General features: G+C 65.9%; 20 protein-coding genes. 9 read left to right on the plus strand and 11 right to left on the minus strand.

Annotated elements, in window-relative coordinates:
- Nucleotides 1-10 precede the first annotated feature (10 nt).
- Nucleotides 11-433: a hypothetical protein gene (locus KTC28_RS08430; protein ID WP_216708489.1), complete on the minus strand. Its 423-nt coding sequence runs from the start codon at nucleotides 431-433 to the stop codon at nucleotides 11-13.
- Nucleotides 434-730: 297 nt separating this feature from the next.
- Here KTC28_RS08430 and KTC28_RS08435 point away from each other — a divergent pair, with 297 nt between their 5' ends.
- Nucleotides 731-2,050 carry an alkaline phosphatase family protein gene (locus tag KTC28_RS08435; protein ID WP_216708873.1) on the plus strand — a complete coding sequence of 440 codons (1,320 nt, stop codon included), beginning with the start codon at nucleotides 731-733 and terminating at the stop codon, nucleotides 2,048-2,050.
- A gap of 40 nt (nucleotides 2,051-2,090) precedes the next feature.
- On the opposite strand, the gene KTC28_RS08440 is transcribed toward KTC28_RS08435, so the two are convergent.
- Nucleotides 2,091-3,425: an NAD(P)/FAD-dependent oxidoreductase gene (locus tag KTC28_RS08440; protein ID WP_304610486.1), complete on the minus strand. Its 1,335-nt coding sequence runs from the start codon at nucleotides 3,423-3,425 to the stop codon at nucleotides 2,091-2,093.
- 160 nt (nucleotides 3,426-3,585) lie between these two features.
- On the opposite strand from KTC28_RS08440, the gene KTC28_RS08445 reads away from it, so the two are divergent.
- Complete coding sequence (locus KTC28_RS08445; RefSeq protein WP_216708490.1) at nucleotides 3,586-4,347, plus strand: hypothetical protein; 762 nt, start codon at nucleotides 3,586-3,588, stop codon at nucleotides 4,345-4,347.
- On the opposite strand, the gene KTC28_RS08450 is transcribed toward KTC28_RS08445, so the two are convergent.
- Nucleotides 4,344-4,694, minus strand: a complete 351-nt coding sequence (locus tag KTC28_RS08450) for a nuclear transport factor 2 family protein (protein WP_216708491.1) — start codon at nucleotides 4,692-4,694, stop codon at nucleotides 4,344-4,346. The genes KTC28_RS08445 and KTC28_RS08450 overlap by 4 nt on opposite strands.
- Nucleotides 4,695-4,786: 92 nt before the next feature.
- Between KTC28_RS08450 and purL the strand changes: the two genes are divergently transcribed.
- The 4 genes from purL to KTC28_RS08470 are packed head-to-tail and all read left to right on the plus strand — an operon-like array spanning nucleotide 4,787 to nucleotide 8,170.
- Nucleotides 4,787-6,946 (plus strand): phosphoribosylformylglycinamidine synthase subunit PurL, encoded by a 2,160-nt coding sequence (gene purL, locus KTC28_RS08455; protein WP_216708875.1) that lies wholly within the window; start codon nucleotides 4,787-4,789, stop codon nucleotides 6,944-6,946.
- Nucleotides 6,943-7,260: a hypothetical protein gene (locus KTC28_RS08460; protein WP_216708492.1), complete on the plus strand. Its 318-nt coding sequence runs from the start codon at nucleotides 6,943-6,945 to the stop codon at nucleotides 7,258-7,260. The genes purL and KTC28_RS08460 overlap by 4 nt, the downstream gene beginning before the upstream one ends.
- Nucleotides 7,257-7,652 carry a phosphate-starvation-inducible protein PsiE gene (locus KTC28_RS08465; RefSeq protein ID WP_216708493.1) on the plus strand — a complete coding sequence of 132 codons (396 nt, stop codon included), beginning with the start codon at nucleotides 7,257-7,259 and terminating at the stop codon, nucleotides 7,650-7,652. The genes KTC28_RS08460 and KTC28_RS08465 overlap by 4 nt, the downstream gene beginning before the upstream one ends.
- Nucleotides 7,649-8,170 carry a DUF1993 domain-containing protein gene (locus tag KTC28_RS08470; protein ID WP_216708494.1) on the plus strand — a complete coding sequence of 174 codons (522 nt, stop codon included), beginning with the start codon at nucleotides 7,649-7,651 and terminating at the stop codon, nucleotides 8,168-8,170. The genes KTC28_RS08465 and KTC28_RS08470 overlap by 4 nt, the downstream gene beginning before the upstream one ends.
- A gap of 3 nt (nucleotides 8,171-8,173) precedes the next feature.
- On the opposite strand, the gene KTC28_RS08475 is transcribed toward KTC28_RS08470, so the two are convergent.
- The 3 genes from KTC28_RS08475 to KTC28_RS08485 are packed head-to-tail and all read right to left on the minus strand — an operon-like array spanning nucleotide 8,174 to nucleotide 11,687.
- Complete coding sequence (locus KTC28_RS08475; protein WP_216708495.1) at nucleotides 8,174-8,557, minus strand: hypothetical protein; 384 nt, start codon at nucleotides 8,555-8,557, stop codon at nucleotides 8,174-8,176.
- Nucleotides 8,554-9,015: a peroxiredoxin gene (locus KTC28_RS08480; RefSeq protein ID WP_216708496.1), complete on the minus strand. Its 462-nt coding sequence runs from the start codon at nucleotides 9,013-9,015 to the stop codon at nucleotides 8,554-8,556. Before KTC28_RS08480 ends, KTC28_RS08475 begins: the two co-directional genes overlap by 4 nt.
- Nucleotides 9,016-9,017: 2 nt before the next feature.
- Complete coding sequence (locus KTC28_RS08485) at nucleotides 9,018-11,687, minus strand: bifunctional [glutamine synthetase] adenylyltransferase/[glutamine synthetase]-adenylyl-L-tyrosine phosphorylase (protein ID WP_216708497.1); 2,670 nt, start codon at nucleotides 11,685-11,687, stop codon at nucleotides 9,018-9,020.
- 113 nt (nucleotides 11,688-11,800) lie between these two features.
- Between KTC28_RS08485 and KTC28_RS08490 the strand changes: the two genes are divergently transcribed.
- Nucleotides 11,801-12,223 carry a VOC family protein gene (locus KTC28_RS08490; RefSeq protein ID WP_216708498.1) on the plus strand — a complete coding sequence of 141 codons (423 nt, stop codon included), beginning with the start codon at nucleotides 11,801-11,803 and terminating at the stop codon, nucleotides 12,221-12,223.
- A gap of 353 nt (nucleotides 12,224-12,576) precedes the next feature.
- On the opposite strand, the gene KTC28_RS08495 is transcribed toward KTC28_RS08490, so the two are convergent.
- The 3 genes from KTC28_RS08495 to KTC28_RS08505 form a co-directional block, all read right to left on the minus strand.
- Entirely contained in the window at nucleotides 12,577-13,221 is a 645-nt protein-coding gene (locus KTC28_RS08495; protein ID WP_216708876.1) for a sigma-70 family RNA polymerase sigma factor, read from the minus strand.
- 178 nt (nucleotides 13,222-13,399) lie between these two features.
- Nucleotides 13,400-13,552 carry a hypothetical protein gene (locus tag KTC28_RS08500; protein WP_216708499.1) on the minus strand — a complete coding sequence of 51 codons (153 nt, stop codon included), beginning with the start codon at nucleotides 13,550-13,552 and terminating at the stop codon, nucleotides 13,400-13,402.
- 12 nt (nucleotides 13,553-13,564) lie between these two features.
- Nucleotides 13,565-14,362 (minus strand): response regulator, encoded by a 798-nt coding sequence (locus KTC28_RS08505; RefSeq protein WP_216708500.1) that lies wholly within the window; start codon nucleotides 14,360-14,362, stop codon nucleotides 13,565-13,567.
- A 162-nt stretch (nucleotides 14,363-14,524) separates the two neighbouring features.
- Here KTC28_RS08505 and KTC28_RS23275 point away from each other — a divergent pair, with 162 nt between their 5' ends.
- Both KTC28_RS23275 and KTC28_RS08515 read left to right on the plus strand, forming a co-directional pair.
- The gene (locus tag KTC28_RS23275; protein WP_219775401.1) at nucleotides 14,525-14,680 is read left to right on the plus strand and encodes a NepR family anti-sigma factor; all 156 of its coding nucleotides are present in this window, start codon (nucleotides 14,525-14,527) and stop codon (nucleotides 14,678-14,680) included.
- Between the two features lie 45 nt (nucleotides 14,681-14,725).
- Nucleotides 14,726-15,745, plus strand: coding sequence for a sensor histidine kinase (locus tag KTC28_RS08515; RefSeq protein ID WP_216708502.1), 1,020 nt, complete (start codon nucleotides 14,726-14,728; stop codon nucleotides 15,743-15,745).
- Here the strand turns inward: KTC28_RS08515 and ubiB are convergent.
- Nucleotides 15,742-17,307: a 2-polyprenylphenol 6-hydroxylase gene (gene ubiB, locus KTC28_RS08520; protein ID WP_216708503.1), complete on the minus strand. Its 1,566-nt coding sequence runs from the start codon at nucleotides 17,305-17,307 to the stop codon at nucleotides 15,742-15,744. The two genes, KTC28_RS08515 and ubiB, sit on opposite strands and share 4 nt — an antisense overlap.
- Entirely contained in the window at nucleotides 17,304-18,035 is a 732-nt protein-coding gene (locus KTC28_RS08525) for a class I SAM-dependent methyltransferase (protein WP_216708504.1), read from the minus strand. The genes ubiB and KTC28_RS08525 overlap by 4 nt, the downstream gene beginning before the upstream one ends.
- Nucleotides 18,036-18,084 lie beyond the last annotated feature (49 nt).

The following is an 18,084-nucleotide window of genomic DNA, read 5'->3' on the forward strand; positions in this document are numbered from 1 at the left end:
TGCGGCAATCTCAGTAAAAATCAGCGACCTGCGGCGCCGGGGCCCGGCATGCCGCTGAACGGCCACGGTGGCACGCTGCGACCTGACGGCGCCAAGCGGCCATGGCATCGGCGTACGCCTCCTGCTGGCGCACATAGCGATGGTCGTAGCGGTTGACCGCGCGATCGTGCGCGATCAACGCGGCCATGTACGCATCACGATCGGCTGCATATCGCGCACCGCGCTGCGCCCGATGCATGTCGGCCCGCTCGGCGGTGTAGGCATCCGATCCGCGGTTGAGCTGCTCGGTCGACGGTCCGCTCATCGGGGCGGGGGCCATGTCTTGCGGCGGCGACTGCGGTGCCATCTGCGCCTGTGCCAAGGCTGGCCCGGTCAGGGTGAACAGGACCGAGGCTGCGATCAAAATTCTCATCGGGTTGCTGGTCGGGCTCACGAAACACATCCTTCGAGCGAGATATTCGCTTCGCAGGCACAACCGTCGCTGTTGGGGCAAGTTCCTCTGGCAGGCCGCTGCCGATGTCGGCGATACCAATCTCAGAGCCGCGCCAAACGCCCTGTTTACAGGCGCGGGGCAAGGCGCCGCATTATCGTCATTCTCTCCTGCTTTCACCGAGCTGTCATGATTTTCGGCCAGACACAATTACCGGATCGGGAGCATGGAATGAACGACAGACGGTCCGCCAGCTTGCGGCATTCGACGCGGAAGGCCACGCTGTGCGGGCTTCTCCTCATCACCGCGCGGGCGATCCTTGGCGGTGCCGGCGTAGCAGCGACGACTGCTGCGTACGCTGCGCCACTCCTGTTGATCTCGATCGACGGTCTACGCCCTGGCGACGTATTGCAAGCCGACGCGCGGGGGCTGCACGTCCCGAACCTGCGGCGCTTCGTCGACCACGGCGCCTATGCGGCCGGCGTGGTCGGGGTCCTGCCGACGCTGACATATCCCAGCCACACCACGTTGATCACCGGCGTCGCGCCGCTGCGCCACGGTATCGTCAACAACCTGACCTTCGATCCGACCAACATAAATCAGGTCGGCTGGTACTGGTATTCGTCCGACATCCGGGTGCCGACCCTGTGGGACGCGGCGCACGCGGCGGGACGGGTTACGGCGAATGTCCATTGGCCGGTCAGCGTCGGCGCGGCCATCGACTATAACCTGCCGCAAATCTGGCGGACCGGCCATGCCGACGACCGCAAGCTGATGCGCGTCGTCGCGACGCCGGGCCTCGTCGTCGACCTCGAACGCCGCCTCGGGCCGTATACGCAGGGCATCGACGAAAGCGTCGAGGGCGACGTCGACCGGACGCGGTTCGCGCTGGCGCTGCTCGGCGAGCATCATCCCGGTTTCATGACTGTCTATCTCACCGGGCTCGACCATATCCAGCATCTGTTCGGCCCCGATACGCCGCAGGCGCATGCGGCCCTTGAGCGGATCGACGGGCTGGTCGGGGAACTGATGGCGGCGGCCCCCGGCGCCGACGTCGCCGTTGTGTCCGACCATGGCTTCACCGCGATCGATACCGACATCAACCTGTTTGGGGCGTTCATCCGCGCCGGTCTGATCACGCTCGACGGAACCAAGGTCAAGTCGTGGGAGGCGGTGCCATGGTTTGCCGGGGGCAGTGCGGCGATCGTCATGGCCCGACGCGACGATCCGGTCTTGCGCGCGAAGGTGGCTGGACTGCTGGCGGACCTGCGCGCCAACCCGGCGACACATATCGCAGCGGTGCTCGATCACGCCGAATTGGTCCGACGCGGAGCCGGTGACGCCGCCGACTGGATGGTCGAATTTGCGCCCGGCACCGAGATGGGCCGTGATCCCGCGGCAGCGCTCGTCGCACCGTCGACCTTGAAGGGGATGCACGGCTACGACCCCATGGTGCCGGCGATGCGCTCTACGTTTCTGCTGATGGGGCCCGACGTAAAGCTACGCGGCGATCTCGGCGTGATCGACATGCGGCAGATCGCACCGACGCTCGCGGCGCTGATGCACGCACCGTTTCCCGGGGCCGATCTACCTGCCCTGGTCGAAAAAAGCGGTCGTTAGCGCGGCGCCGTATCCGCAAATAGCCGAACGCGGCGGGCAATTAGTGAAGCTTGAGTTTCGGCCGGATGATCTGGTTGACGTGGCCGACGACGATCAGCGACAAGCCCTTGAGCCAGCCGTGGATCGCGATCAGGTGCATCCGGTAGAGCGAGACGTAGACGAAGCGCGCGAGCCGCCCCTCGACCGCCATCTTTCCGCCGACGAGATTGCCCATCAGGCTGCCAACCGTGGCATAGCGCGCGAGACTGACGAGGCTGCCATGGTCCTGGTAATTGAATGACTTGAGCGGCTTGCCCGCGATCATCGCGCGGATATTGCGGAAGGCGATGTCGGCCATCTGGTGCGCTGTCTGCGCGCGCGGCGGCACCGGGCGGGTCGCGCCCGACGGCATATAATAGGCGCAATCGCCGATCGCGAAGATGCGGTCGTCGCTCGTCTGAAGCGTTGGGCCGACGACGAGCTGGTTGTTGCGGGTCGTCTCGAGCCCGCCGATTCCCTGCATGAACTCAGCGCCCTTGACCCCGGCGGCCCAGACCATGAGATCGGCGGCGATGAACTCGCCGGTCTTGGTCCGGATGCCCTTGGCAGTCGCCTCGACGACCTGCTCGGCGGTACAGACACGAACGCCGATCGCCTCGAGTTCGCCTTGCGCCGCCGCCGCGAGCTTTTCGGGGAGCGCCGGCAGGATGCGCGGGCCGGCTTCGACGAGAGTGGTCTTGAGGCGCTTCGAGTCGAACACCTCGAGCCCGTACATCGCGAGGCTGTCGGCCGACATATGGAGCTCGGCGGCGAGCTCGACCCCGGTTGCGCCGCCGCCGACGATCGCGACGCTGACGCACGCATCCGACGCGGGGTCGGTCTGAATCGACCGCGACACGCGCAGGCACTGATTCAACAGCTTGCGCCGGAAACGGTCGGCCTCGGTGCGTTCGTCGAGGAAGATGCAATGCTCGCGCACCCCGGGCGTGCCGAAATCGTTCGACACCGACCCGACCGCAAGGACGAGATAGTCATAGCGGATGCGGTGGCGGCCAATAATCTCGCGCCCGTCCTCGACGATCGGCGCGACGACGATCTGTCGCGCAACGCGATCGATCGCCTCGAGCGCGCCGTCGAAGTAGCGATAGCCCCAGCGGTGGGCGTGACCGCGATAGCCGACCTCGTCGAGGTTGGCATCAAGCGATCCGGCGGCGACCTCGTGGAGCAACGGCTTCCAGATATGCGTCTGCGCCTTGTCGACGAGGATGATGTCGTAATCGACCTTGCCGAGCGTCCGCCCGAGCCGGGCCACGAGCTCGAGCCCGCCCGCGCCCCCGCCGACGACGACGATCTGCGTCTTCTTCGCCTTGGTCAGGCCGCCCGGCGTCATCTCCATCCGCATATTCCCAAACCGCCCGCGCGCCATCGTAGCAGCGCCCGCGGGTTTGGCATCGCGGCGCGATCGCTGCAATCGTCGATCGGGCATAGGAGCGAATACTTCATCGATCGGTGGAAGTCTGTTACGGGGTCGTCCGCTACGAGGGGGACATCGAGCGATGGCAACGACGACTTTCGACATGGTGCGACCGCGCGCGCGGCCACGCTTCTACGTCGGGATGGCGGCGGTCTTCGTCGTCATCGCGTTCGGCGGATTCATCCCGACCTATTGGGCGAAGGTGGCGACCGGGACCTTCCACGGCGCACAGATCTACCACCTCCACGGCTTCGTCCTGTTCAGCTGGACGCTCTATTATTTCGCTCAGACCGCGCTCGTCGCGGCGGGGAGAACCTACGATCACCGCAACTGGGGACTCCTTGGCGTCGCGCTGGCGACGGCGATCGGCTTCACCGTCATCCTCGCCGAGATCACGACGATGCGCGCCGGGGACGCCGCCGGTTATGGCGACGCGACCCGACGCTTCGAAGCGGTATCGTTCGTTGGGGTCATCATTTTCGCCGCCCTATTTACCGCAGCGATCGTCAACATCCGCCGGACCGAGTGGCACAAGCGGCTGATGATCCTCGCCGTCATTCCGATGATGCACGCGGCGATGGCCCGCGTCTTCCTCACCGTCCTCGCCCCGCCGCACGCCAGTGACGGGCCGCCGCCGCTGTTCGTAACCATCCCGCCGGGACTTATCGTCGACCTGCTGCTCGTCGTCGCGATGGTCTACGACTGGCGCACCCGCGGCCGCGTCCACCCTGCGTATCTGATCGGCGTGCCGTTCGTCGTCGCGTCGCAACTCCTGATTCCCGTCATCGGCGCCAGCGCGGTGTGGATGACCACCGCACGCGCGCTCGAAGGGCTGATGGGCTAGTAGAAAAAGCGTTCCTCGACGATCTTACCGTCCTCGATCGTATAGAGCGCGACCTCGTCGCTGTGCCGCCGTTCGCCGCTTTCCTTGACGGTGATGTCCATCGTCCAGCGGATCGCGATCTGATTTCCGTTGACGAAGGGACCGAACGTCTCGGTGCTGTGAACTTCGTGCGCGCCGTACCACCATGCGCTCTTACCCATCACGGCGTCCTTGCCTTCGACCCGCGCCATCGGGCCGTCCATCGCCTCGATCGAGACGACGGTGTCGGCCCAGTATTTCTCGCCGATGTGGAAGTCCCCGGCTTTAGTCATTGCGACCATGTCGGCAGCGATTTCGCGAATGTCCATTTCTGTCTCTCCCCTGCGAGTCCAACCAGAACATAGCAGGAACTTCGAGACAGGGGAATGACAGGTTGCGTGGCCTTCGCTATGTCCTCGGCATGACCGAAATCACCCCCGCGATCGTCGCCGACCACGGCCTCACCCCGGCCGAATATGCCGAGGTCGTCACCAGCCTCGGTCGCGCGCCGAACCTGCTCGAGCTCGGCATCTTCTCGGTGATGTGGTCGGAGCATTGTTCGTACAAGTCGTCGCGGATGCACCTGAAGAAGCTGCCGACGACCGCACCGTGGGTGATCTGCGGGCCCGGCGAGAACGCCGGCGTCATCGACATCGGCGACGGCGACGCGGCGATCTTCAAGATGGAGAGCCACAACCACCCGAGCTTCATCGAGCCGTATCAGGGCGCGGCGACCGGGGTCGGCGGCATCCTGCGCGACGTCTTCACGATGGGCGCGCGCCCGATCGCCAACCTCAACGCGCTGCGTTTCGGCGAGGTCGACGCCCCGCGGATGAAGCACCTCATCAAGGGCGTCGTCGCGGGCATAGGCGGCTACGGCAACTGCGTCGGCGTACCGACCGTCGGCGGCGAAACCAATTTCCACGCAGCGTACAACGGCAACATCCTCGTCAACGCGATGACCGTCGGTGTCGCGCGGCAGGACAAGATTTTCTACTCGGCCGCCGCCGGGATCGGCAATCCGGTCGTTTATGTCGGCTCGAAGACCGGGCGCGACGGCATCCACGGCGCGACGATGGCGTCGGCGCAGTTCACGGAGGGCGACGAGGACAAGCGTCCGACGGTTCAGGTCGGCGACCCGTTCACCGAGAAATTGCTGATCGAGGCGTGTCTCGAATTGATGGCGTCGGATGCGATCGTCGCAATCCAGGACATGGGCGCGGCCGGGCTGACGTCGTCGTCGGTCGAGATGGCATCGAAGGGCGGGGTCGGGCTGCTCCTCGACATGGACGCGGTGCCGGTGCGTGAGACGCACATGACGCCGTACGAGATGATGCTCAGCGAATCGCAGGAGCGGATGCTGATGGTCCTCAAGCCGGGGCGCGAGGCGTTCGCCGAGGCGATCTTCGCCAAGTGGGAGCTCGACTTCGCGGTCATCGGCCACGTCACCGATACCGAACACCTCGTGTTGCGCTTCGAAGGGCAGGAGGTCGCGAACATCCCGCTCGGCCCGCTCGTCGACAAGGCCCCGTTGTACGACCGGCCGCATGTTCCGACGCCCAAGCGCGCGCCGCTGACCGACGTGCCTGAGTCGACCGACCTCGCTGCCGACCTGCTCACGCTGATGGCGTGTCCCGACATCGCCTCGAAGCGGTGGATCTGGGAGCAATACGACCACATGGTCGGGGCCGACACGCTCCAGCGCCCTGGCGGCGACGCCGCCGTGGTCCGCGTCCACGGCACGCGCAAGGCGCTGGCGATGACGACCGATTGCACCCCGCGCTATTGCTTCGCCGACCCCTACGAAGGCGGCAAGCAGGCGGTCGCCGAGACGTGGCGCAACCTGATCGCGGTCGGCGCGAAGCCGCTCGCGATCACCGACTGCATGAACTTCGGCAACCCCCAACGACCTGAGATCATGGGGCAGTTCGTCGGCTGCATCGAGGGCATGGCCGAGGCGTGCCGCGCGCTCGACTATCCGGTCGTGAGCGGCAACGTGTCGCTGTACAATGAGACCGACGGAACGGGCATCCTGCCGACTCCGGCGATCGGCGGGGTCGGGCTGATCGAGGATTACGCGCGGGCAATGACGATGGGCTTCAAACGCGAAGGCGAGGCTATCTGGCTTGTCGGGGCAGGGGCGGGGCACCTCGGACAGTCGCTGTGGCTCCGCGAATTGCACGGACGCGAGGACGGCCCGCCGCCGCCGGTCGACCTCGGCGCCGAACGTGCCGCGGGCGAGTTCGTCAGGATATTGATCGAGCATGGCACCGCGACCGCAGTCCACGACGTGTCCGACGGCGGGCTCGCGGTTGCGCTCGCCGAGATGGCGCTCGCGGGAAAGCTCGGCGCGACGATCACGACGCCGCTCACCGCGGCAATCGCGTTCGGCGAGGATCAGGGGCGCTATCTCGTGACGATCGACGTCGGGACCGATTTTGGCGACGTCCCGGTGCCGATGATTCGGGTCGGCACTACGGGCGGTGATGCCCTCGCGTTCGGCGGTGACTCTATTCCCCTCACCACCCTCCGCGCAGCACATGAAGGCGCGTTCCCCGCGATGATGGCGCACGCGACATGACCTACGTGCTCCTCGTCTTTGCCGGCGCGTTGCTGTGCAATTGCATCCCGCACCTCGCGGCGGGATTGCGCGGGGAGGCGTTTCCGACGCCATTCGCGACGCCGCCGGGTAAGGGGCTGTCGCCGCCGGTGATCAATTTCATCTGGGGAACTGCGAACCTGCTAATCGGCATTTCGCTGCTACCGCGCCTTGCCGACGCCGCCCCTCAACTCGGACGGCTGGCGCTGCTGGTCGGGTTCCTCGCAATCGGGATCTATACGTCGCTTCATTTCGGCCGGGTCCGCGCCAGCCGCAACGGCGAGGAGCGCCTATGAGTGAAGACGAACGCAACGCTTCGCCGCGCACGATCCTCGTCGGGCGGGGGTTCAATCTTGTCGAGCATGCCTTGCTCCTGATCATCGCGCTGATGACGATCGGCGCGGCGGCGGGCGAGGTCTGGCGCGTCATCCAGGTCGAGGAGATCACGCTGGCCGACATCCTGCTGATGTTCCTCTACACCGAGGTCATCGGCATGATCGGCGTGTTCTACACCGGCAAGGGCAACGCCTTCGTCTACCCGATCTTCATCGCCATCACGGCGCTTGCCCGATTGATCGTGCTTCAGGGCAAAAACATGGCGCCCGAGAATATCGTTTTCGAAGCGAGCGCGATCCTGCTTCTCGCCATCGCGGCGGCGATCATCACGCGCACGGGAAGGCACCAATGACCTTATCGCTCTACACCGCGACAGTGCCGGCGTTCCGCCAGATCGTCGACTCGCTCGCCGCCTTCGTCGCCAAGGGCGAGGCGTTTGCGGAGACAAATGGCATCGACCCGGCAACGCTGGTGAACGCGAAACTCGCCCCCGACATGCTTGGCTTCGCGTATCAGGTGAAGTCGGTCACGGTGCATTCGGTCGGCGCGATCGCGGGGGTCCGGGCCGGCGAGTTTGCTCCCGATATGACCCCGCCGCCCACGGATTTCGCGGCGCTGCACGCGTTGCTCGCCGAAACGTCGGCGACGCTGGCAGCGATCGACCCGGCGGAAATCGACGGCTTCGTCGGCGGCGACATGGCGTTCGTCTTCCGTGAACACCGGATGCCGTACTTCGCCGAGGACTTCCTGCTGTCGTTCAGCCTGCCGAACTTCTATTTCCACGCGACGACGGCGTACGACATCCTGCGCTGGAAGGGCGTGCCGCTCGGCAAGCGCGACTACATCGGACGCCCGCGCATCAGGGTTTGAGTCTCAGGGCACGACCGGGCGGCGATACGGCACGAAGTTGCCGAGCCTGGCGCGCGCGATCGTTGCCCTAGAATTCTCGTTGACCACCCCAACTGGCTCGTCGCGGCACAGCCTGGGTTCGGCGAAGTCGAGCCTGAGGCTGACGCCGTCGTGGATGAAATTGGCCCCCGACGACGGGCGGTTGAGGTACGATACGCCACCGGTCTTCATCTCGTAGACGATGCCGCCGTCGACGATGTGGACCTTATCGATGTCGAGCCGGTCGATGCAGTCGACCGGTGTCCCCGCGATACGATCACCAATCAAGGTCGCGAGTCGATCGGCGGGCAAGGCGCTCGCGTCGCCGGCCAGCATCGCGGCGGCGACGGCGAGGGCCGTTCGCATCATCCGAGGTCCTGCGCCGCCTTGAGCACTGCCGCGGCGTGGCCCGGCACCTTGACCTTGCGCCAGACCGCGGCGAGCTTGCCGTCGCGGTCGATGAGGAAGGTCGCGCGGTCGATCCCCATATATTTCTTGCCGTACATACTCTTCTCGACCCACGCGCCATACGCTGCGACGACCGATCCATCGGGATCGGCCGCGAGTTCGACGCCGAGGTCATGTTTCTTCCGGAACTTGGCGTGGGCGGTGATCGAGTCCTTCGATACGCCGACGACGACGGTATCAGCGGCGGAGAATTCGTCCTTCAAGCCCGTAAAGGCGATTGCCTCGGTGGTGCACCCCGGCGTGTCGTCTTTCGGATAGAAATACAGGACGACCTTTTTGCCCGCGAGCTTCGCGAGTGAAGCGTTCGTGCCGGTATCGGTCGCTAGGTCGAACGCTGGCGCAGTGTCGCCAATATCCATCGTCAGTCTCCCCGAAGGTTGAATATGTCGCTCCATGCCGCACGAACCGCCGCCTTGGCGAGTCCGAGCGTGGCCTCGGCGGCGGGAAAATCGGTCGCACCTGCCGCTCCGGCGAGCAACGCCTCGACCGGCTGCGTGAAACGCTTCGGCAGCGCCCCCGTCACGACGAGACGGAGGAGGGCGAGGACGCGGGTCAGCGTGTCGTGTGCTGCAATCAGATCGTCCGGAACTCGCCCTGCCGCCACCAGTGCGACGAGCGCGGCGCGCAGATCGGGGGTCACGGCGATGCGATCCCGAAGCTGGAGGAAGTGAACGATAAACTCTAGATCGACGAGCCCGCCCGCGCCGAGCTTGACGTCCCAAGTCCCACCGCCGGGCTTCGCTGCGCTGATGTCGCGGCGCATCGACAGCACGTCGCGGCGGAGCGTCGCCGGGTCGCGCGGGCGATCGAGGATCGCGGCGATCACAGTTTCGACGTCGGCACGATCGGCCGCCGCTCCTGCGACGATCCGCGCGCGGCACAACGCCATGTGTTCCCACGTCTCGGCCTCGGTCGACTGATAGCGCGCGAAGCTGGCGACGGTGACTGCGAGCAGTCCCTTCGCGCCCGACGGACGCAGCCGCGTATCGACCTCATACAACGCCCCGGCGGCGGTCGGAACCGACAGCGCCGCCGTCAGCCGTGCGGCGACGCGCTGGAACCAGACGGTCGCCGCCAACGGCTTCGCGCCGGTCGATTCGGCGGCGTGGTGGCCGGTGAACAGGTAGACGAGGTCGAGGTCCGACGCGTGCGTCAGCGCCCGCCCACCGTAGCGCCCGAGTCCGAGAACAACGAGGCGGCAGCCGGGAACGGCGCCGTGGCTCTCCGCGAAGTCGGCGACGACGGCATCAGCAAGCGTCGCGACGGCCGCATCGGCGACGTCGCTGAGGTCGGCGCCGATACAGAGCGGGTCGCGTCCCTCGATCAATTGCGCGCCGAGCTGGAAACGGCGGTCGGCGGTCCACAGCCGCGTCCGGTCGAGTCGCTGCTCGAACGTGCCCGCGCCCACAGAGGCGGTTAACTCAGCGCTCAGCGCCGCAATACCCGATAGCGGGGCGAAACTGTCGCGCGCGAGTAACGAATCGAACAGCGCGGGACGGCGGGCGAGGGAATCGGCCAGCACCGGGGCAATGCCGAGAACCCGTCCGAGCAGGGGGAGAAGCTTCGGGTTCGCCGCCATCAGCGCGAAGAACTGCACCCCGGCGGGAAGATCGGCGAGGAAGGTATCGAGCCGCGACGCCGCGTGCGCCGGGTCGACGGCCAGCGCCAACGCCTTGAGCAGGTCGGGGAGGAGTGCCTCGAACGCGCGCTTTGCGTCGTCCGATCGCAGCGCGCGATACCGCCCGCTCCGCCATTTCGCGATCAAGGGCACGAAGGCCGGGGCGACCTTGTTGCGCTTGCACCAGCCGCTCGGGTCGGCGGGAATTTGCGGGGTGTCAATGTCGGCGTCGGCGATCAGCCGGTCGTAGCGCCGCGCGACCTGCGCGGTCACCATCCGCAGCTGTCGCATCAGTTCCTGCGGCCCAGCGAAGCTGCTCAGCCGCGCCCACGCCTGCCGCTGCCCGAGCGTCGCCGGGATGCTGTGTGTCTGCTCGTCGCCGATCATCTGGAGCCGGTGTTCGAGCGTCCGCAGCCAGCGATACGCATCGCCGAGCGTCGCGTTGTCATCGGCATCGATCCGGCCGGCGGCGGTGAGCGCACCCAGCGCATCGAGCGTCGCCGGGGCTTGTAGCGCTACGTCACGACCGCCCCAGACGAGTTGGTGGATCTGGGTGAAGAACTCGACCTCGCGGATGCCGCCGCGCCCGCGCTTGAGGTCGAAGCGCGGCCCGACGGCCTGTCCGCTTTCGAAATGGTCGCGGATGCGGAGCGACACGGCCTTGATGTCGCGGATAGCGGTATAATCAAGGCTCCGCCGCCACACGAAGGGCCGGATCGCGGCGAGGAAGCGCTGGCCGAGCGCGATGTCGCCGGCACACGCCCGCGCGCGGATGAACGCTGTCCGCTCCCACGTCTCGGCATCGGACTGGTAATAATTCTCGGCGGCAGCGACGGGCATTGCGATCGGCGTGATCTCCGACGACGGGCGCAGCCGCAGGTCGACGCGGAAGACATAGCCGTCGGCGGTGCGGTCGTGCATGATCGCGACGATCCGCCGGGCGATGCGGACCGCGGCTTCGGCGGGGTCCTCGCGCGGGCGGAGCGGGACCGAGTCGTAGAGCAGGATCAGGTCGACGTCGGACGAATAATTGAGCTCGTGGCTGCCGAGCTTGCCGAGCGCGATGGCGACAAATCCGGCGTTCGGTGCCCCGCGCTCGGCGAGTGCCGCGGCAATGGCGGCATTGAGCGCGAGATCGGCGAAGTTCGACAACGCCGCGGTGACGCGTTCGAGCGGCCATTCGCCCGAAAGGTCGGCAAGTGCAGTAATCAACGCGACGTCGGCCTTGGCGGATCGCAACCCGATTTCGACCGACACCGTGTCGTCTAGCACCATTGCTGCTGCCAACGCCGCATCGAAGCCATGAGTCTCGATCTCAGTCAGCGTCGCGGCGCGTCTTCGCAGCAAGCCCTTTAGATACGGCGAATTCGCTTCGGCGAGCGTAACAGCGGCGGTGAGCGCGGACGGCGTCATCGTGCGATTGTGGCGGTTTCCGCGCGGCGCGTCACCCAGCCGGTCCAAATTCACTTAGTCCCGACATGAGACTATGATAGATTGTCGCAGAGACATTCGATGGGGGTAAGGAAATGGCGACTGTCAACCAAGGGCCGACGAGTGGCCTGACCCCGCACATCGTAATACTCGATAACCGCGCCGCTGAGGCGATCGACTTCTATAAGGCGGCTTTCGGCGCTGAGGAACGTGTCCGGATGCTTGCTGAGGATGGTGTCCGGTTGATGCACGCTCATCTCGAGATCAACGGCGCGTCGCTGATGCTCAGCGACGATTTTCCCGAATACAAAGGTCCCGGGGCGACCCCCGAAGGACCGCCGGCGAGAACGGTCCTCCATCTCCAGGTCGACGACGCCGACGCATGGTTCGACCGCGCAGTCGCTGCGGGGGCGACGGTTCGGATGCCGCTGCAGGATATGTTCTGGGGCGACCGCTACGGCCATGTAAGCGATCCGTTCGGCCATGTCTGGTCGATCGCGACACCGATCAAGGGCTAGCCGCCGCATGTATCGACAGCTTCGTCATCGGCTTACCGTGCGCAAACCGCGACGCATTCGTCGATCATAAGCGAACAACCGACTTAATTTTCCTTGAGTAAATCGCTATCCGCATTCTCGGAGAATGGGGCGACTACGCTCACACCGGGACGACGACCGACCTTCATAGGGCCGTGTAAGCTACCGCCGATGAGACGGGCGCCCTTGCCCGAATCTGAGGGTCCGACAAGACCGCGCGGGACGCAACAATGGACAAGATGCGCAGCGCTCCGCGGAAGATGGGCGCGACGCCGACGTTCGACGGCAAGCGGCTGATATTCGGCGGCTTCGAATCGATCGTCGATCTTCGCTAACTACCCCCGCGCAAGGCTGTCGACTTGGCCCATGATCTGGTTGAGCGGCGATACACCTTCGGTCGGCGCGTCGAGACGGCGCGACGGCAGCAGGCCCTCGTTGAGGATGATCTCAAGCGCGGCACGTCCACGAGCGACGCGGCTCTTGATCGTGCCGACCGCGCAGTTGCAGATCGACGCCGCTTCCTCATAGGCAAAGCCACCCGCACCGACGAGGATCAACGCCTCACGCTGCGCCTGCGGGAGCTGAAGGAGCCCGCGCTGGAGGTCGGACAAGTCGATCTGGCGGTCCTGACCGGCCGGCATTGCGAGTAGCCGATCGGCAGTGAAATCGTCCCACTCCCCCTTGAAGCGGGCACGCCGCATCTGGCTGAGGAACAGATTGCGCAGGATGATGAAGGTCCACGCGCGCATGTTGGTGCCAGCCTGAAAGCGATCGCGCGCCGCCCACGCCTTAAGCAAAGTTTCCTGCACGAGATCGTCGGCGAGATCGCGGCTACCTGACAGTGATCGGCCGAAAGCGCGCAGATGCGGGATGACCTGCGCGAGCTGTGTTTTGAAGTCGCCGTCCGACAGCGCCTCGGGACGAACGTAGACAGCCTTTTCTTCACCCTCGCCAAGCTTCGCCAGCAGGTCGGCGAACATCGGCGGAAGTTCGGCATCGGCGGCGTCGGCGAAGGCTGTGCGCAAATACGATCCGATATCGCGTACCGCATCGGAATGCACCACAGGCGCGGCGGCCTTCGTGCGCGTAGCGTTGCGCGCCTTACCGGCAACATAGGTCATAAAACGTCTCCGGATCGCGCGCGATTTCGTCTCGCCGTCAGCGATAAATGAGCAACAGCGCGATAAATGCAATAACCACCACCGCCAGCGAAATGAACATCACGTTGCGGTTGGCAACCGTCTTCGATCCGGCGCGCGACTCGGTCGTGGTCTGGACGATCGGCTCTTCGGGCTTCTGGCTGGGTTCCATCACGAGCCTCTCTTACGACGTGAAGCTGGCAGTGGAATTAAAGAAGAGCGCCTGCGCGATCGCCGCCTTCACCGTCGACCGCTGGAACGGCTTGGTGATCAGAAAGGTCGGCTCGGGACGCTCGCCGGTCAGCAGGCGCTCGGGGAAGGCGGTGATGAAGATCACCGGCACGCTGAATTCGGCGAGAATATCCTTGACCGCGTCGATCCCCGAGCTGGCGTCGGCGAGCTGGATGTCGGCGAGCACGAGACCGGGCTTGACCGACTTCGCCAGCGCGACGGCTTCGTCGCGGGTGACGGCGACGCCGGTGACGTCGTGGCCAAGATCGTGGACGATCGATTCGAGGTCCATCGCGATGATCGGCTCATCTTCGATGATGAGGACGCGCGTTGCGGTCTGGCGGTCGATTTCGGCAAGCGCCTCTGCGACGAGGCTCGCGACATCCGCAGGCGTCGCGTCGATCAGATACGCGGCGTCGTCGTTGGTGAAGCCTTCCATCGCGGTGAGCAGCAGAGCCTGGCGCGACAGCGGCGTGATCGCGGCGAGACGGTCCTGGGCGACCCGCTCGAAGGCTGCGGCAGTGGTCGGCTCGGGGGCAACATCGACATTCGCCGTCGACCAGATCGCGTGGAACGTCTTGTAAAGGCCCAGCCGAGCATCGACGTCCCGCGGAAAATCGGCCGGTGCGCTGACAATCGCCTCAAGCGCCGCGCGGACAAAAGCGTCGCCGTGGCTCTGGCTTCCGGTCAAGGCACGGGCGTAACGGCGGAGATACGGCAGGTGTGGCGCAATTTCCGAAGCTAGCGACATCGAGGGTCCCTTATTAAAACAGTATGTTCCGCACGGTTGGAACGTGCCTTAGACGCTTGCACGGCTAACGAACAGATGGACCGCTTTTTTGTTTCCGGTTTGTAACGATAGTCGATACACGATCCGCAGTTCGTTAGGGATCTGCTCACAGTGACGTCCGCAGTGCCAGACCCCCAACCCCTCGTCCCACATGACCGTCCGCATCCGGCAACAGAGCGTGCTGAGGCAATCGGATCACGTCTGCGGCAAATTTTTGACGAAGCTGCCGCCGAACCGATGCCACAGGCGTTCGAGGATTTGTTGCGCAGACTTGGCTAGGTTTTGGATGATCGGAGCATGACGGGATCGGCGACGAGAGTGCTGGTGCGCCAGCTCCACGAATGGCCGCTGTCGGTGAAGGTCATCGTTGCGTTGACTGCGGCATTGCTGCCGCTGGGGGCGCTCGCGACCTTCGTCACCCTTTCGGCGTATCGTGCCTTGCTGTTCCATTCAGGACAGGTGTCAGCCAGCCGTTGGGTCGGCCTCGCCTTGCCGTTGACGATGTGGCTTGCGGCGCTGTTGATCGGCTGGCTCGTTGCTGACCGGCTGCTCGTCAAGCCGTTGACGCGGATGCGCGCGGCGGTCGAACGCTATACCGCCGGTGAGACGACGATCCGGATCGGCTCGACCGATTATCTCAGTGCCGAGATGACCGCGCTCGCGGCCGCATTCGACCGGCTGGCAAACGACAGCGCGCGTCACGACGCCGCGATGCTCAGCGCGCTCGACGAGCAGAAGCGGTTGACCCGCGAGGTCCATCACCGCGTCAAGAACAACCTTCAGATCGTCGCCAGCCTGTTATCGCTGCAGGCGCGCGAAACGACGAGCAGCGAGGTCGGCCGCGCTTACTCGGCGATCCAAGCACGGGTCGGCGCGCTCGCGCTCGTCCACCGTTGGATGTACGATGGCGAGGCAGCGCACGGGGTTGACCTGCGCGCGCTGGCGACCGACCTGTCGGCGGCGCTCGAACAGAATATCGCCGTGACCGAGGGCATTACGCCGCGGATCAAGGTCGATGTCGACCGCATCGTCGTCGCGCAGGACACTGCGGTTCCGGTCGCGTTCCTGATTACCGAACTCATCGCGCTGGCCGCGCGGCTGAGCCTGCCCAAGGCAGCGGAAGCTGTGATCCAGGCGCGGTCGATTTCAGACGGCGTCGCGACCCTCTCGATCAAGTCTGCGATTTTCTGCGACGATGCTCTCGTCGACCGCGCAACCCCTGCGGTCCGGATCATAACTGGCATGGCGCGGCAGATGCGTGCGCCGCTGAGCCACGATCCAGGCGACTGCAGCTATAATATCGAATTCGCCGTGCCGCCGGCCTCTAACTCGGGCGTCGCTTAAAAGAACGCCTTCGCGGCGACACCAATGGCAATACCAACTGCCACCAGCGGCAGCCCCAGCCACCAGCCCGGCATCAAGCGTGCGCGAACTGCGAGCTCGGGGACGTCCAATTCGGGGAGCTGCGGCCCTGCGGGAGCGGCGCCCTCGATCGGCACGCGTGCAACGAGCTGACGGAACACTCGCGGCAGTTGCGACAGTGCGCGCATCCCGAGGACGAGCGCATCGGCCCCGCGCGATAGCGGCCCGAGTTCGCCCTTCATCCACTCGCGGACGAAGGGTTCGGCGACCTCCCACATATTGACGTCGGGATCGAGCGTCAGCGCGACGCCCTCGACCATCACCATCGTCTTCTGCAGCAACAGCAGGTGCGGCTGGACTGCCATGTCGAAGCTGCGGGTGATCGCGAACAGCCCGTCGAGCAGATTGGCGATCGAGATATCGCGCGCCGCCAACCCGCGGATCGGCTCGCCGACGGCGCGCAGCGCGGTGGCGAATTCACCGATGTCGTGGTGCGGCGGGACATAGCCCGCCTCGAAATGGATCTCGGCGACGCGGTGATAATTGCCGGTCAGCAGCCCGTACAGGATTTCAGCGAGATAGACCCGCGCGCGCCGGTCGAGCCGCCCCATGATGCCGAAGTCGATCACCCCGATCCGCGCCGGGTGCCCGCCGACGCCGGGCAGGATGAATAGATTGCCCTGGTGCATGTCGGCGTGGAAGAAGCCGTCGGCGATCGCCTGGCGCAGGAAGCTGCGGACCATCGTCCCGGCGAGCGCACGGCGGTCGACATCGAGCGCGTCGACGGCGGCGCGGTCCGACAGCTTGACGCCGTCGATCCAGTCGATCGTCAACACCCGCCGCGTCGTTCGCGCCCAATCGATCCCTGGCACGACAAAATCGGGTTCTGCCGCCATCGCCGCTTTGAGCTCCGACGCCGACGCCGCCTCGCGCCGCAGGTCGAGCTCTGCCAAGGTCCACGCCTTAAAGCTCGCGATGATTGCGCGCGGGCGCAGCCGGCCGAACTCGCCGCCCTGGCGCTCGAGCCGCGCCGCCGCCCACTCATAGGTGTCTATCGCGCGCGCGACATCGGTCTCGATGTCGGGGCGGAGGATCTTGACCGCGACGTCGCGCCCATCGGTCGTCACCGCGCGATGGACCTGCGCGATCGAGGCCGCGCCGACCGATACCGGATCGATCGAGGTGAACAGGCTCGACCACGGCGCGCCGAACTCGGCATCGAGCGTCTTCTCGACCCGCGCGAAGGCGACCGGGGGCAGGGCGTCCTGCAACCGCGCGAGGTCGGCCGCCGCCGCCATACCGATGAAGTCGGGGCGAGTCGCGAGCGCCTGACCAAGCTTGATCGCCGCCGGCCCCAGCGCAGCGAAGGCTCCGGCATAATCGGGCACCTTGGGGGCGCCGGTGCCTATCCGCGCGATCCGCGCGACCCGCCGCAGCATCGGCGGCGCGAGCGGGCTCGCCTCGATCTCGCGCAACGCGCCGTGGCTCGCCAGAATCCGTCCCCAGCGCAGCAACCGGGCCGCGTGGACGACGGCGGTGGTCACGCCTTCCAGCCGCTGTGGATCGCCACCAGCCCGCCGAGAATCGGTCGTGTCGCGACACGCGTGAAGCCGGCGGCGGCGATCATCGCGGCGAACTCGGCCATCGGCGGGAAGCGGCGGATGCTTTCGACGAGGTAGCGGTACGCCTCCTCATCCTTCGCGACGTACTTGCCGATTTGCGGGACGACGCGGTGAGAGTAGGCATCGTAGACCGCACCGAACCCGGGCCATTCGGTCGTCGAGAATTCGAGGCAGAAGAAGCGCCCGCCGTATTTGAGGACGCGGTGCGCCGACCGCAGCGCGGCGGGGATGTCGGTGACGTTCCTGATGCCGAACGCGATCGTATAGGCGTCGAAGCGCGCGTCGGCGAAGCTCAGCGTCTCGGCGTTTTCCTCACGCCACGTGAGCCCCTCGATCCCGCGCTTGTCGGCGCGCTCGCGCCCGACGTCGAGCATCGCCGGGTTGATGTCGGCGACGGTGACGCTCGCGCCCTTGGCCGCCAGCCGGAAGGCGATGTCGCCGGTGCCCCCCGCCATGTCGAGGATTGCCTCACCCGCGCGCGGCTTCACCATGCGGACGAATTCGTCCTTCCAGCCGCGATGGAGGCCGCCCGACATCAGGTCGTTCATGATGTCGTAGCGCTTCGCCACGCGCTCGAAGACGCTGGTGACGCGCCGCGTCTTTTCGCTCGGGGTGACGTCCTCGAAGCCGTAGCTGACCATATCGTTCATGGCCGCGTTCGTAGCCGAGGGTTGGCACCGCGGCAAACGCGCCATATGC

The organism is Polymorphobacter megasporae, assembly GCF_018982885.2.
Taxonomy (GTDB): Bacteria; Pseudomonadota; Alphaproteobacteria; order Sphingomonadales; family Sphingomonadaceae; genus Polymorphobacter_B; species Polymorphobacter_B megasporae.